The sequence below is a fragment of the Nonomuraea sp. NPDC049480 genome (assembly GCF_044465905.1).
Lineage (GTDB): Bacteria > Actinomycetota > Actinomycetes > Streptosporangiales > Streptosporangiaceae > Nonomuraea.
The window spans coordinates 920,449-933,917 of record NZ_JBITMD010000001.1; the positions used below are offsets into that span (position 1 = coordinate 920,449).

The window sequence follows — 13,469 nt, forward strand, 5'->3', positions numbered from 1 at the left end:
ATCGGGCACCTCCCCTAAGAAAGGGGACACTGAACCACATATGGCGAGATATCGGGCAGGCTTGACGTCCCGCAGGACGAGCGTTTGCCTCAGGTGCTGCTGCGGACGGCCAGGAGCGGGGCGAGCAGGGTGGAGTCCGGGACGGTGCGGCCCTCCAGCTTGTCCATGACCAGGCGGACCGCCTCCCTGCCGACCTCCTCGGCCGGGATCAGCACCGAGGTCAGGGGCGGGCTGGCGCGCTCGGCCACATCGTCGGGGCAGATCGCCACCACGGCCACGTCGTGCGGCACCCGCCGGTCGAGCTGGCGCAGCGCGGCCAGCACGTGCCCGACCGCGGCCTCGTTGTGCACCACCAGCCCGGACAGGCCCGGGTGGTCGAGGAGCAGGTCGCGTACGGTCTCGTACACCTCGTCGAACGTGTCCTCGCAGGGCAGCGCCACGCCCTTGAGCCCGTGGTCGGCCACCGCGGCCTCGAAGCCCTCGAGGGTGCGGGTGGCGAAGCCTGTACCCCGGTCGTACACCACGGAGGGGGCGCCGAGCAGGGCGATCTCGTCGTGCCCGCGCTCGGCCAGGTGGTCCACGCAGCGCGCCCCGGCGGCGCGGAAGTCGAGGTCGACGCAGGTCAGGCCGGCCGGCTCGGCGGGGAAGCCGATGAGCACGCTCGGCTCGGCCAGCTCGCGCAGCAGCGGGACGCGGCGGTCGTCCAGCTCCACGTCCATGAGGACCAGCGCGTCCACCAGCGCGCTCGCGGCCACCCGGCGGATGCCCGCGGTGCCCTCGTCGGCGGTCAGCAGCAGCACGTCGTGGTCGAAGCGGCGGGCGGCCGTGACGACGGCGCTGGCGAAGCGCATCAGCACGGGCACGTGCATCCCGGCGCGCAGCGGCAGCACCAGCGCGATCACGTTGGAGCGCTTGCTGGCCAGGGCCCGGGCGCCGGCATTGGGGTGGTAGCCGAGCGCGCTGATGCTGTCGAGCACGCGCCGCCTGGTGTCGGCCGAGATCGTCCGCTTGCCGCTGAGCACGTACGAGACCGTGCTGACGGCCACGCCCGCGTGCTTGGCGACCTCGGAGATCGTGACCGTGCGCCGGCTCAAGCTCCGGCTCCGAAGCCGAGCCGGGCCAGCGTCACTCTGTCGTTCTCGAACACCACATAAAGATCATGCACCCCGTCGGCGGCCGCAAGGGGTGCCGTGACGGCGTGATAGTCGTACCGGTCGGTCCGGGGCACGGGGAAGGTCGCCAGCTCCGGTCCGTAGAGCGGGTCGCCGCGGCGGAGGGTGATCATGCCGCCCTCCGCGCTGCCCGCCGTGGCCACGCAGGTCGTGGCGCCGGTCAGGTCCACCTGCCGGAACAGGATCCAGGCGCCCTCCGCGTCCGACCGCACGGCGTCCCCGTCCACCTTGGTCTCGTCCACGAACGTGATCGCGTCGTACTCGTCGTGGGCGGCCGCGCGCAGCGACCCGGACTGGGGCGGGATGGTCTCCCCTTCGACCTCGAAGCGGGCGCTCAGGCGCACGTCGGTGGCGCTGCGGCCGACCATGAGCTGGTGCGGCGCGCTCTCCACGACGAACCTGTCCCTCGTCACGTCCCAGAAGGCCAGTTCGGACACCGGCAGGTCCAGGGTGACGACAAGACTCTCGCCGGGCGCGAGGCGTACCTTCTCGAAGCCGCGCAGGCGGCGCAGCGGCTGCTTGACGCGGGAGCGCTGCTGGTGGGTGTAGAACTGGACGACCTCGACGCCGGGCCGGTCGCCGGTGTTCGTGACCGTGGCCTCGGCTTTCATGACATCGCCGTCCTGGCGGACCCGCAGGTCGGCGTACTCGAACGTGGTGTAGCTGAGGCCGTGGCCGAAGGGGTGCAGCGGGGTGCCGCGGAAGTACTGGTACGTGGCGTCCGAGGCGATGATGTCGTAGTCGAGCAGGTCGGGGAGCTCCTGCTCGGAGCGGTACCACGTCTGGGTGAGGCGGCCCTCCGGGTCCGCGTCGCCGAACAGGACCTCGGCCAGGGCGTGGCCGTACTCCTGGCCGCCGTGGGCCGACCACAACACGGCCGGGACCTCGTCGTCGGTCCAGGTGAGCGGGTATCCGCTGGTGATGACCATGACGGTGCGGGGGTTGGCCTTGCGTACGGCGGCGACCACGGCGTCCTGGGCGGAGGCGAGGGCCAGCGTCATGCGGTCCTCGGTCTCGCGGCCGTTCACCAGCGGGTGGTCGCCGACCACGACCACCGCCACGTCGGCGGCGGCGGCCAGACGGGCGGCCTGCTCGGTGCCGCTCCTGACCACGTCCATGGCCAGCCACACGGCCTGGTCGGCGTCGTCCACCAGGCGCAGCACCCCGTCGTCGCCCGCGCCGACGTAGCAGCCGGTCGAGATGTGGCGCAGGGCGAGCGTGCCGCGCGGCCGCTCCTCCATGCGGAACGTCTCGCGCACCTCCCACCCGTTCGGCCCGGGCTGGTCGTTCACCAGCGTGCCGCCGTCCACGGACACGAACCGCCCGGTCGTCACGGCACGCAGCGCGTACGCGCCGCCGCCCCAGTCGAACAGGTCGAACCCGCCCGCCTCCGCGGTCTTGATCTGGAGCGGCCCGCCGGCGGGGTCGGCGATCACCGGGCCTGCGTCGGCGGTCAGCGTCACCCGGTCCACGGCCTCGCAGAAGATCGTCTCGCAGCGTTCGGCCAGCCCGGCGCGGGCGGTGACGGCGTAGGGCAGGGTGCCGCTGTACCAGTCCTCCATGAGCGTGTCGCCGAGCTGTCCGATCACCGCGACCTTCGCCGCCTCCTGGAGCGGCAGCAGGCCGTCGTTCTTCAGCAGCACGAACGAGCGCCGCGCCGCCTCCCTGGCCAGCGCCTGGTGCTCGGAGCTGTTGACCACGATGTCAGTGATCTCGTCGTACGGCGTCGCCGGGTCGAACTCGCCGAGCCGGAACCTGATCGACAGCACGTGCCGCACGGCCGCGTCGACGTCCGCCTCGGCGAGCAGGCCCTGCTCCAACGCCGCGTCGAGATGTCCGAGCGTGGCTTCTGAGCGGTCGTCGTCCTGGGTGAAGCTGTCCACTCCGGCCTTGACCGCGTGCGCGTACGCCTCCGGCAGCGTGTCGTGGTAGCCCTGCAACGAGGTGAGGTTGCCGGGCGCGTACGCGTCGCTGACGACCAGCAGGTGATCCGGCGCCCACTCGCGCAGCACGCCGCCGATCAGCGGGCTGAGGTGCGCGGGGCGACCGTTGACCAGGTTGTACGAGGGCATGACGGCCACGGCCACGCCCTGCTCGATGGCCGGTTTGAAGGCGGGCAACTCGTACTCGCGCAGCACCCGCGGCGGCATGCTGCTGGAGGTGGTGCAACGGTCGGTCTCGTTGTTGTAGGCGAGGAAATGCTTGAGGGTAGGCGCGGTCTTCAGAATTTCGGGAGCGCTCCCACGAAGCCCGCGGGCGTAGGCCGCCCCCATCACACCGGTCAGCCACGGGTCCTCCGAGTAGCCCTCCTCGTTGCGCCCCCAGCGGGGGTCACGCAGCGGGTTGACCACGGGAGCCCACACGTTGAGCCCGGCACCGGCCGGGTCCTTGTGATGGAAGGCCAGCACCTCGTCGCCGGTCGCCTCGCCGACCCTGCGGACGAGGTCCAGGTCCCAGGTGGAGGCCAGCCCGACGGCCTGGGGGAACACGGTTGCCGGGCCCAGCCACGCCAGGCCGTGCAGCGCCTCGGTGCCGGTGCGGAACGCGCCCACGCCCAGCCGCTCGACCGGTGCCTGGTACTGGTGGAGCAGGCCGACCTTCTCCGCGAGAGTGAGCCTGCGCACCAGGTCGTCGATCCGATGGCGAAGGGGTACCGACGGGTCGCGGAAGGGGGGTTCTTGCATGGTCATCCCTCTGAGAGTGTCGAAGCGCTTCGACGACCGGCCTGGGGAAGTTACGCGGACATTTCGGTGGGTTGACTGAAGGGTGCACTTCCCAGTGACCAAGGTCAAGGGATTCGCGACAATCCTCCGGGCAATCTTCCCGAATCGATGGAGTCGAGCACCCTCGCCACACCCCCGAGCGCGGCCGCGTCGTACCCCAGCGTCGAGGCCACGACCTGGCATCCCCCCGCCTCGGAGGCGATGACCCGGTCGCTCAGCTCGTCGTGGACGGCGGGCAGCAACCACGGCGCGAGCGGGACGTAGTAGCCGCCGAGGATCACCACCTCGGGGTTGAGCAGGTTGGTCAGCACGGACACCCCCCGGCCCAGGCTCCGGCCGACCGAATCCAGCGCGGCGAGGGTGTCGGCGTCGCCGCCGCGGGCCAGGCGCACGGACTCCTCGATCTCGATCTGGATCTCGGCGGGCGAGGGCACCTTGCGCAGCACGGCGCCGATGCCGGCCATCGCCTCCAGGCAGCCGCGCCGGCCGCAGTGGCACTCGGGGCCGTCGGGGTCGAGCTGGACGTGGCCGATCTCGCCGCTGTAGCCGCGGCCGCCGCGGCGCAGCCGCCCGTCCAGGATGACGCCCGCGCCCACACCGATCTCGCCGGTCAGGTAGACCAGGTCGGAGGCGCCGGAGTGGGCGCCGAAGCGCTGCTCGGCCAGGGCCGCGAGATTGGCGTCGTTGTCGACCTGGATGGGGAAGCCGGGATCGCGCAGCGCCTTGGCCAGGTCCCCGCCGATGTCGGCGTCGCGCCAGCCCAGGTTCGGCGCCAGGCGTACGGTGCCCTGCACGTCCACCAGCCCCGGCACGGCCACGGCCAGGCCGAGCACCTGGCGCTCCTCCTTGGCCATGCGGCTGACCACGCGCCTGATGATCGCCCCGACGTTGGCCACCCCCTGATTGACCGAGTCGCCGGTCGAGAACGAGCGCCGCCACGTCAGCAGCCTCTCCCCCGCGAGGTCCGTGGCCACGGCGGAGACGTGGTCGACGTTGATCTCGACCCCGATGGCGGCGTACGGCGAGCCGTCCAGGACCAGCATCGTGGCCGGACGGCCCACGCGGTTCTCCGTCAGGCCCGTCTCGCGTACCAGCCGGCGGTCGATGAGGTCGGCGACCAGGCTCGACACCGTCGCCTTGTTGAGCCCGGTGGAGGCCGCGATGTCGGCCCGTGAGCAAGGTGCGTGCTCGCGGACGAACCGCAGCACCACCGCCAGGTTGGTGGCCCGTACGTCGGCGAAGTCGGCCGGCTGCGGGCCGGTCGTAGAAGTGATCAATATCAGCCCCGTTCCCGCCAAGAGATGACCCCAGCATGCCGCATTCGTGGTCTCCCTTCACCAACAAGAAAGCTGCTCCTCAGACCGCCGCCCCACTGCCGCGTCTGGTCGATGCCGCAGCGGCTGTCCGCTTCGCACCTTTCTCATTGGCACCAACCTGTGACCGTAGCGGTCTCTTGTGGCTGCGACCACAGTCTACTAATTTGTTTGGTCGCAATACCAACTAAATCTTACTGAGGCCATCCCCACCGGAGAAGGGAGCGAGCCATGGCAACCAACACGACTCGCCGCGGGTTCCTCGGCCTGGTCGGCGCAAGCATTCTGGTGGCGGGCTGCGCCGAGAAGAAGGCGACGTCCAAGGGTACGGCCGTGGCGGCCGACAAGCTCAAGAGCCTGGTGCCCACGCGGATCCCGTTCGAGATCCCTGGGCTCAAGCCCGATCTGCCCGGCAGCGAGTTCGTCGCGCCCGGCTTCCTGTCGCGCCCGGCCAGCATGGTGCAGGCGATCACCACCAAGCCGCTGACCAGCGGCAAAGAGGTGACCGCGATGACGCCGCTTTGGGGCACGGTGCCACCCGGGCTGGGCGACAACTCCTACTACGACTACATGAACGAGCGCCTGGGCGGCGTCGTCCGGTTCAACATCTCCGACGGCAACACCTACGGGCAGAAGCTGTCCACCGTCCTGGCCAGCGGCGACGTGCCCGAGATGGTCATGGTCCCGGGCTGGGAGCTCATCAAGATCGGCCACTTCACCGAGGCGGCCAACAAGCTCTTCGCCGATCTGGGGCCCTACCTGGCCGGGGACAAGGCCAAGGAGTTCCCGCTGCTGGCCAACTACGACACCGCGGCCTGGCAGTACGGCGTCTTCGGCGGCGTCCTGCAGGGCATCCCCTGGCAGAACGAGCCGTTCCCGTTCGCCACCTTCGTCCGCCAGGACATCATGGAGGAGCTGGGCCTGCAGCACCCCAAGAGCGGCGACGACCTGCTCGTGCTCGGCAAGGCCATCACCGACGCGAAGAAGAAGCGCTGGGCGTTCGGCGGCGGCATGGAGCAGGAGATGCAGCGGGCCTTCGGCGCGCCGCGCGAGTGGCGCAAGAAGAGCGACGGCACGCTCGAGTACAAGTACGAGACCCCCGAGTTTCTCGCGTCGATCGAGTTCATGACCAAGCTCTTCGAGGCCGGCTACGTCCACCCGGACATCGTGGCCAACAAGGACGCCGACAACAAAGGCATCTTCGGCAGCGGCCAGATGATCATCTACCGTGACGGCCTCGGCGCCTGGCACGAGTCCCTGGGCCGGTTCCAGGCCGACAACCCCAAGTTCAACATGCAGGTCGTCACCCCTTACCCGGGGAAGCCCGGAGGCAAGACGATCATGTGGCGAAACGAACCCGCCGGCATGTTCGTCTTCATCAAGAAGGGCCTGGGCGACGCCCGCACCCGCGAGCTGCTCGCCCTGTCCAACTGGTGCTCGGCACCCTTCGGGACGCAGGAGTACGAGCTGGTCTTCAACGGCGTCGAGGGCAAGCACTACAACGTCGAGGACGGCAAGATCAAGCAGACGGCGCTCGGGCGCAAGGAGGTCGCGCCCACGTACCTGTTCCTGTCCGGCCGGCCCCCCGCCAATGAGAAGAGCCAGTACGAGGGCCTGGTCCAGGCCCAGTACGACTGGCAGACGCAGGCCTCGAAGATCCTGGACAACGACCCGTTCGTCGGGATCCGCGTGGAGGTCCCCTCCAAGATGGCCGGTCTTGCGCAGCCCACCGAGGACAAGATGCAGGAGATCCTCCGCGGCAAGCGGCCCGTCTCCGAGTGGTCGAAGATCGTCAAGGAGTGGCAGGACCAGGGCGGCAACGAGGCACGCGAGTTCTACATGAAGGTCGCGCGGGAGAACGGCAGGCTGTGACACCGGTGAGGAGCGATTCGCGGGCGCGGGGCCGTTCATGGACACGCTGACGCCGGGGGTACTCCGATGGGCGTGATCACGGCCAAGCGCCCGGTCAAGCAGGCGAAGGCGGCCGGCACGCAGGAGAAGCTGCACTGGCGGGCCAAGCTGCGGCGGGACCGGCCGCTGCTGCTGATGAACCTGCCGATGCTGCTGCTGGTCCTGGCCTTCTGGTGGGTCCCCGCGCTAGGCAACGTCATCGCGTTCCAGGACTACAACCCCTACACCGGCGGGATCATCGAGAGCCCGGTCATCGGGTTCACCAACTTCGCGCTGCTCTTCCAGGACCCCCAGTTCCTGCGCGCGATGGCGAACACGCTGTCGATCACGGCCTTCCAGCTCGTCTTCTACTTCCCCGTGCCGATCATGCTGGCGCTGCTGCTGCACAGCATCGTCTCGGCCCGGCTGAGGGCGTTCGTGCAGGGCGTGGTCTACATGCCGTACTTCTTCTCCTGGGTGCTGGTCGTGGCCATCTTCCAGCAGATGTTCGGTGGGGCCGGGCTGCTGGCGCAGCTCCTGCGGGAGCGCGGCCACGAGGGCGTCGACTGGATGACGAACTCCGACACGTTCATCCTGCTGATCACCACCCAGACCATCTGGAAGGACGCCGGCTGGGGCGCGATCATCTTCCTGGCCGCGCTGAGCACCATCGACCCGAACCTGTACGAGGCCGCCGCCGTGGACGGGGCCCGCCGGTGGCGGCGCATGTGGCACATCACGCTGCCCGGGCTGCGTCCCGTGATCCTGCTGCTGCTGATCCTGCGCCTGGGGGATGCGCTGAACGTCGGGTTCGAGCAGTTCATGCTGCAGCGCAGCGCGGTCGGCAGCGGGGCTTCCGAGGTGTTCGACACGTTCGTCTACTGGTCGGGCCTGCGTACCGGCGACCTCGGGTACGGCGCGGCGGCCGGGCTGTTCAAGGGCCTGGTCGGGTTGCTGCTGATCCTGGCGGCCAACCGGGTCGCGCACGCGTTCGGCGAGCGAGGGGTGTATTCACGATCATGACGTGGGCATTGACGAAGCCGGGCGGCGCTGGGAATCCGGCCAAGCTGGCGCCGTGGGAGGAGCGGCCTTCGCCGATCGGCCGGCTGAGCAAGGGCGCGCTGGTGACGCTCATCGTCCTCGCCGTGCTCGGTCCCCTCTACACGATCCTGCTGACCAGCCTGAGCTCGTCCGCCACGGTCAACCGTGCCGGCGGGCTCGTGCTGGTGCCCGACGGGATCACGTTGGAGGCGTACCGGCAGATCTTCTCCGACTCCGTGGTCAGCAAGGCGGTGCTGGTCAGCACCGGGGTGACCGTGGTGGGGACGCTGATCAGCACGGCGGTGAGCATCCTGGGGGCGTACTCGCTGTCGCGGCCGGGGTCGTTCCTGCACCGGCCGCTGCTGTTCAGCATCCTGCTGATGTTCGTGTTCTTCCCCGGCATCATCCCGGTGTACTTGATGGTGAGCGGCCTGGGCCTGAAGGACAGCTATTGGTCCCTGATCCTCCCGACCGCCGTTTCGGCGTTCAACGTGGTCGTGCTGCGCTCGTTCTTCATGAACATCCCCGGGGAGGTCCTGGACAGCGCCCGCATCGACGGGGCCGGGGAGTGGCGGATCCTGTGGCGGATCGTCCTGCCCATGTCGAAGGCGGTGACGGCCGTCGTGGCGATGTTCTACGCGGTGGGCTACTGGAACGCGTGGTTCAACGCGATGTTGTACATCGACGACACGCGCAAGTGGCCGCTGGCGTTGATCCTGCGCCAGTACGTGGTGGACTCGAACCCGCTGCCGGCGGCGACGGCGGGGGTGACGGGCGACGCGCCGCCGACGCTGGCCATCAAAATGGCCATCGTGGTCATCGCCGTCGTACCCGCCTTGATCATCTACCCCTTGGTCCAGCGCCACTTCACCAAGGGCGTGATCGTCGGCGCCATCAAAGGCTAAAGCGGCCCTCACCTTCGGCGGCGGCGAGTCGGCGGAGAGCGCGGCCACCTTCGGTCATATCCTCCCGCTCCTGCCGCTGATATACCTCGTGATGGCCAAGCTCCGGCGGCGCGAGGCGACCTGGCCGGGACTGGCGATCGGGTTCGCCATCATCTTCGGCCTGCGACTGCTGGACGTGATCCCGCCGTCCGCCGTCTTCACCGCGATCGCGCTGACCGTCCTGGTCTTACCTGGTGGCGGCGGGCTGGTTCTTCCACGGCGTCCGGGCTGTTTTATACACCGCGTATATACCTCCGGTATATAGTCCCCTGAGTCAGACCGCTCCGGGTCTTGCTGCGGACATGCGGAGATGCGGTCCCCTCCTGCGCTCTGCCGAGGCGGGCCGTCCCCACTGCTGAAAGGACGACCTCTCCATGCGTCAAACGATCGAGTCCGGCAATGCGGGAACATCAACGCCGCGCCGTCGCCTGGCCGCCGTCGCCGGGCTCCTCGCCGTGGCCGTCTCCGCCGGATTCCTCTACGCCCCATCCGCGTCCGCCCGTTCCACGGCCACGCCGGGCGTCACGCCGTTCCTGCCCAAGCCGACCGGTTCCCAGCCGGTCGGCACCACGTCGCTGTACCTGAAGGACACCTCCCGCCCGGACCCCTGGGTCCCTGCGATGAAGGCCCGGGAGCTCATGGTCTCCCTGTGGTACCCGGCGAAGTCACCGGGCCGCGACCGGGCGCAGTACATGACCCCGAAGGAGTCCGAGCTCCTCCTGAAGGACGGAGAGATCACCGGGCTGCCGATGGACGTGCTGAGCAAGACCCGGACGAACGCCTTCACCGACGCCGAACCCGCCGGGCGCAAGCGCGGCCTGCCCCTCGTCGTGCTCTCCCCCGGCCACTCCAAGCCCCGGTCCGAGCTGACGGGGCTGGCCGAGGATCTGGCGAGCAGAGGGTACGTGGTGGCCGCGATCGACCACACGTACGAGAGCGTCGCCACCACCTTCCCCGACGGACGGGTGACCACCTGCGTCACCTGCGAGATCAAGAAGAACCCGGCCTGGTGGGAGAAGCTGAGCAAGAGCCGGGCGGCTGACGTCTCCTTCGTGCTCGACGAGCTGACCGGGGCACGCCCGAAATGGAAGGGCGCCCGCCTGATCGATCCGTCCAGGATCGCGATGGCAGGCCACTCGGCCGGCGGGGCGAGCGCCATCCAGGCCCTGCTGACGGACTCCCGGGTACGCGCCGGCATCGACATGGACGGCACCACGGACGCCCCGATCCCGGACAGCGGGCTGTCGCGGCCGTTCCTGTTCCTGGGCAAGCCGTCCACGTACACCCCGGGGAAGGGGGACACCGCCGCGACCTGGGAGCGTGACTGGAAGCAACTGACCGGGTGGAAGCGCTGGCTCCTGGTGACCGGGGCGGAGCACACCTCCTTCAACGACCTCGGCGTGCTGACCGATCAGCTCGGCATCGACGACGGAGCCGAGATCCCCGGCACCCGTGCCATGAAGATCACCCGTGCCTACGTCGCGGCCTTCTTCGACCTGCACCTGCGTAAGAAGCGCCAACCCTTGCTGGACAAGCCGTCGAACCGCTACCCCGAGGTCGAATTCTGCGCCCCGGAGAAGAAGGCCTGCGCATAGCGGGCCGGTGGCGGGGAGGTGCCACTCCGGGGGCCGGGGTGGCACCTCCCCTTCACGTCACGCCGACGTGCAGGTGACGGTGGCGGGTGGGGGGCCGGTACCGGACTGGGTGCCGGTGAAGCCGAACGACGCGGACGCGTTCGGGGCCAGGTTGCCGTTGTAGCCGGCGTTCGCCACGCTGACCTCGGCGCCCGTCTGGGTGTGGGTGCCGTTCCAGAGCTGGGTGATCTTCTGGTCGCCCGGCCAGGTCCAGGTGACCTTCCAGCCGGTGATCGCCGAGGAGCCGGTGTTCTGGACCGACACCTCCGCCTGGAAGCCTCCCGACCACTGGGTGCCCGGCTTGTACGTGGCCGTGCAGCCCGTGCCCGCCGTCGGGGTGACCGTCGGAGTGACCGTGACCGTCGGAGTGACCGTGACCGTCGGCGTCACCGTGACGGGCGGGCCGGTGCGGTCGCCGTAGATGATGCCGCGGCCGTTGGTGCCCAGGTAGACGCGGCCGTACACGCGCGGGTCGCCGGTGAGCGCCTCGCCCATGTTGCCCCACTGGTGCTTGTCGTCGTTGATCCGGACCCAGTTCGCCCCGGCGTCGTCGGAGCGGTACAGGCCGGTGACGCCGTCGATCGTGGCGACCGCGAAGACCGCCATGTACGTCCCGCCGGGCGCCGCCTTGCCGAAGCCGACGTTCACGGACTTGGTGATGCCGGAGACCTTGGTGAACGAGGCGCCGCTGTTCGTCGAGTGCCACAGGCCGCCGTCGCCGGCCAGCCACAGGTCGCCCTCACGTCCGGGCACCGCCTTGAACTTGCCGCCGGTCGGCAGGCCGGTCGCGGCGGTGGCGGTGAAGGTCGCGCCGCCGTTCGTGCTGACGTACATGCGGCCGCCGCTGAAGCCGTAGAACTTCGACGCGTTCACCCGGTCCGACTCCACGACCGCGTCCGTGGGCAGGCCGGACGCCTGCTGCCAGGAGTTGCCGTACCCGACCGAATAGACCGGGGTCACCCCGCGAGGCGCCCACACGAAGCGGGAGCCGTCGGCGGCGGCGGCCACCGTGCCGCCCTCGTTGACGCCGCCCGGCTCCGTGCCCTGGAACCAGTTGGCGCCGCCGTCGGTGGAGAAGGCCACGTGGCTGTCGTTCGGGCGGTCGGCATCGGTGAAGTTGCCGGCCCTGACCATGATCGACGGCGATTTCTCCGCGTAGTCGAGGCTGGTGGTGGAGGTGAAGACAGGCTGGGTGAACATCATCGGCGGCACGGCGTCCAGATTGGTGTGCCGGAAGCCGGCGATGTCGCCGAGGCCGCTGATCAGGGGCGCGCCGCTGGGCGGGCTGATCAGGTCGAGGACGGCCGTCTCCTCCAGGCCCTTCGCCATGGGTTTGATGGTGAACTGGCCGCCGGAGTCCCACTGCGTGAGGTTCTCGGTGCCGTAGATCGTGGCGCCGGTGCCGTACATCATGCGGTTGGAGTCGAACGGGTCGATCTCCAGCGACTCGGTCATCCAGCCGAGCTTGGGTGTGACCTCGGGTGGTTGCGGGTTCGTGCCGAACGTCAGCCACGGATTCTCGGTGATGTCCATCGTGTAGCGGAAGCTACGGTTCGGGTACGAGGTCCAGTCCCACACGCGGGTCCAGGTGGCGCCCGAGTCGGTGGACCGGAAGAAGATCACATCGGGCCACCAGGAGATCTGTGTGGCGACCATGATCGTGCTCGGGTCCTGCCGGTCGATGGTCAGGCCGCTGTAGCCGAAGTAGTCGTCGCTGCTGGAGGACGGGATGGGGCTGATCTGGGTCCAGGTGCCGGTCGCGGTGGCGTAGCGCCAGACGTCGCCCTTGGCGCCGTCGTACGGGCCGCCGGTGTCGCTCGTGGCGAGGTAGAGGTAGCCGTTGACCGTGTCGAGCACGCCCTTGTGGGCGAGATAGCCGGTGGGCTGGCCGGCCAGGCGCGACCAGGTGGCGCCGCCGTCCGTGGTGCGGTAGACGGTGTTCTCCTTGTCGGCGACGCCCACGTAGATGGTCTTGGTCGGAGTGCCGCGGGTGGACGAGCGCGGGTCGTAGGTCACCCAGACCACGCCCGGCCTGTGGCTCAGGTAGCCGTTGGCGTCATTGGGGTCCGGGGCGTAGTTGCCCGGGTTGGGGAAACTCGCCACCTTGGCCCAGGTCGCGCCGTAGTCGGTGCTGCGCCACAGGCCGTTGCCGTTGGGGGTGCCGAAGTAGAGCACGCGGTTGTCGTTGGGGTCGACGGACAGCGCCTCCCCCATGCCGCGGCCGGGCATGTTGCCGCCGAGCTTGAACGGCAGCGCCGTGACCTGCCAGGTGTCGCCCTTGTCGGTGGAGCGCAGGATCGCGCCGTTGTTGGGGTCCCAGCTGTTGGTGTACATGCCGGCGGCGACGTACACGCGGTTGGTCTGCACGGGGTCGGTGGCGAGGCTGATCACACCGTTGTAGCCCCACTTGTCCCATCCGACCCAGTCGAGCAAGGGGGTCCACGACTTGCTCGACTGGTTCCACCGATACGCCCCGCCGATGTCGGTACGGGCGTAGATCAGGTTCCGCTCCGCCGGGTTGAAGATGATCCCGGGTACGAAGCCGCCACCGTCGATCCTGACGTTCTTGTACGCGTACGGATCCGAGGCGACCGCCGAGACCGGCGACATCCTCACGACAGCCACCGACAGCAGGACGGCGGCGGTCGCCAGCATGACGAATAATCTTCTTCGCATGCGCGGCTCTTCCTTTCCAGGCACGCCAGCAGGCGCCCCAAAGGCTTCAGATGACCGCCATGCACGAGCAGAGTGC

At 69.3% G+C, this 13,469-nt stretch carries 9 protein-coding genes; 5 read left to right on the forward strand and 4 right to left on the reverse strand.

Annotated features, from left to right (window positions below):
- Window positions 1-89 precede the first annotated feature (89 nt).
- The 3 genes from ACIBX3_RS04310 to ACIBX3_RS04320 all read right to left on the reverse strand — a co-directional run bounded on the left by ACIBX3_RS04310 (window position 90) and on the right by ACIBX3_RS04320 (window position 5,172).
- Window positions 90-1,094 carry a LacI family DNA-binding transcriptional regulator gene (locus ACIBX3_RS04310; RefSeq protein WP_397112925.1) on the reverse strand — a complete coding sequence of 335 codons (1,005 nt, stop codon included), beginning with the start codon at window positions 1,092-1,094 and terminating at the stop codon, window positions 90-92.
- Entirely contained in the window at window positions 1,091-3,862 is a 2,772-nt protein-coding gene (locus tag ACIBX3_RS04315) for a glycoside hydrolase family 3 C-terminal domain-containing protein (RefSeq protein WP_397112926.1), read from the reverse strand. Before ACIBX3_RS04315 ends, ACIBX3_RS04310 begins: the two co-directional genes overlap by 4 nt.
- A gap of 98 nt (window positions 3,863-3,960) precedes the next feature.
- Window positions 3,961-5,172, reverse strand: a complete 1,212-nt coding sequence (locus ACIBX3_RS04320) for an ROK family protein (RefSeq protein ID WP_397112928.1) — start codon at window positions 5,170-5,172, stop codon at window positions 3,961-3,963.
- Window positions 5,173-5,439: 267 nt separating this feature from the next.
- Here ACIBX3_RS04320 and ACIBX3_RS04325 point away from each other — a divergent pair, with 267 nt between their 5' ends.
- The 5 genes from ACIBX3_RS04325 (at window position 5,440) to ACIBX3_RS04345 (ending at window position 10,678) form a co-directional block, all read left to right on the forward strand.
- Window positions 5,440-7,080, forward strand: a complete 1,641-nt coding sequence (locus ACIBX3_RS04325) for an extracellular solute-binding protein (RefSeq protein ID WP_397112930.1) — start codon at window positions 5,440-5,442, stop codon at window positions 7,078-7,080.
- 66 nt (window positions 7,081-7,146) lie between these two features.
- On the forward strand, window positions 7,147-8,121 hold the full coding sequence (locus ACIBX3_RS04330; RefSeq protein WP_397112932.1) for an ABC transporter permease: 975 nt from the start codon (window positions 7,147-7,149) through the stop codon (window positions 8,119-8,121).
- Complete coding sequence (locus tag ACIBX3_RS04335; RefSeq protein ID WP_397112934.1) at window positions 8,118-9,044, forward strand: carbohydrate ABC transporter permease; 927 nt, start codon at window positions 8,118-8,120, stop codon at window positions 9,042-9,044. The genes ACIBX3_RS04330 and ACIBX3_RS04335 overlap by 4 nt, the downstream gene beginning before the upstream one ends.
- Before the next feature lie 88 nt (window positions 9,045-9,132).
- Complete coding sequence (locus ACIBX3_RS04340) at window positions 9,133-9,348, forward strand: hypothetical protein (protein ID WP_397112936.1); 216 nt, start codon at window positions 9,133-9,135, stop codon at window positions 9,346-9,348.
- A gap of 109 nt (window positions 9,349-9,457) precedes the next feature.
- On the forward strand, window positions 9,458-10,678 hold the full coding sequence (locus ACIBX3_RS04345) for an alpha/beta hydrolase family protein (protein ID WP_397112938.1): 1,221 nt from the start codon (window positions 9,458-9,460) through the stop codon (window positions 10,676-10,678).
- Window positions 10,679-10,735: 57 nt separating this feature from the next.
- Here the strand turns inward: ACIBX3_RS04345 and ACIBX3_RS04350 are convergent, their stop codons facing one another.
- Window positions 10,736-13,393, reverse strand: a complete 2,658-nt coding sequence (locus ACIBX3_RS04350) for a cellulose binding domain-containing protein (RefSeq protein WP_397112940.1) — start codon at window positions 13,391-13,393, stop codon at window positions 10,736-10,738.
- Window positions 13,394-13,469 lie beyond the last annotated feature (76 nt).